The sequence below is a fragment of the Halorubrum sp. SD612 genome (assembly GCF_002135005.1).
In genome coordinates this window covers 1-1,230 of record NZ_NEWI01000382.1, presented here as the reverse complement: position 1 = coordinate 1,230, position 1,230 = coordinate 1, and the positions used below count along the sequence as shown (strand labels likewise).

General features: G+C 72.8%; 2 protein-coding genes and 1 pseudogene. 1 reads left to right on the top strand and 2 read right to left on the bottom strand.

Features of this window, described 5'->3' with window-relative positions; all coding sequences use genetic code 11:
* Both B9G38_RS17530 and B9G38_RS17525 read right to left on the bottom strand, forming a co-directional pair.
* On the bottom strand, window positions 1-247 hold a 247-nt coding region (locus tag B9G38_RS17530), incomplete at its 3' end, for an SOS response-associated peptidase family protein (RefSeq protein WP_143415651.1).
* 26 nt (window positions 248-273) lie between these two features.
* Entirely contained in the window at window positions 274-987 is a 714-nt protein-coding gene (locus B9G38_RS17525; protein ID WP_086221198.1) for a glycerophosphodiester phosphodiesterase, read from the bottom strand.
* 47 nt (window positions 988-1,034) lie between these two features.
* Here B9G38_RS17525 and B9G38_RS18845 point away from each other — a divergent pair.
* Window positions 1,035-1,230, top strand: a pseudogene (locus B9G38_RS18845) (hypothetical protein); the annotation flags it as partial.

The following is a 1,230-nucleotide window of genomic DNA, read 5'->3' as shown; positions in this document are numbered from 1 at the left end:
GAGTTCGGCGACCACGAACCCAGCTACAACTGCGCGCCCGGGCGTTGATGAGGTCGAACGACTCGTCGGCCCACGAGGGGGTCAACCCCCACTCCATCCGGGTCGCCGCGGTCGGGTCCTCGTCGGCGATCACCGGCAGCGACTGCCCGGGCGCGCAGTTGTAGCTGGGTTCGTGGTCGCCGAACTCCGCCCCGAACCTGTTCTCGAGGTCGGCGGCGGAGGTGAACAGCGTGTAGCGGCCGCACATGTGGACCTCGTTGGGGCGGGACCCACTTAACCCCGCGACGATCGCTCCGCGTCGGAAAGCAGGTCCCACCGGTCGGCGATGACCCCGTCGACGCCGGCCGCGAGGAGTCGCTCCGCGTCCCCGCGGTCGGTCGCGGTCCACGCGTTCACCGCGAGTCCGGCCTCACGGACCGTCTCGACGAACCCGGGCTCGGTCGCGACATCGATCGGGGGATGGACCGCGACGCACCCGAGTTCGCTCGCTCGCTCGACCGCGCGCTCGGGGGTCGCGTCCGCGACGAGCAGCGCCCGGTCCGTCGCGGGATCGCCGTCTCGCAGCGACGCCAGCGCCTCGGGGCGAAACGACGAGAACAGCACCTCGTTGTCGGCTCGTCGCGCGACGGCGAGCGCGTCGAGCGCGGTTTCCGGCTCCTTGAGTTCGACGTTGATTCCGAGCCCGTCGGGCGCGGCGTCGAGCGCCTCGCCGAGCCGCGGGATCGGTTCGCCCGAGTCGAGCACCGTCAGCTCGCGGAGCGCCTCCCAGTCGGCGTCAGCCACGCGCCCGGACGCGCCGGTCAGCCGGTCGAGCTCCGCGTCGTGGACGACGACGAGTTCGCCGCTCCCGCACCGACGCACGTCGATCTCGACGGCGTCGACGTGCGGCGCGGCGCGCTCGATCGCCGCGACCGTGTTCTCCGGGCACTGGCCGGCGCAGCCGCGATGGCCGATCAGCGCGACGCCGCCCCGGGCCGTCCGCTTCATCGGGCCGTCCCCGGGCGGTCGGTCGACCCGTCGGGCCCGTTCGCTCGATCGTTCACGCACGCGTATCCGGCGCGCAGCGTGTTAGTCGTTCGCCCGTTCGAGCCGCGCGACCCGCTCCCGTCGGGTTTTTCACCGCGCGACGCCCCCGGTCGGACATGCGCATCGAGAACAGCTTCATCCCCGTCGAGGGGGTGGGCGAGACGACCGAACGGCGCCTCTGGGAGCGAGGGGTCACCACCTGGG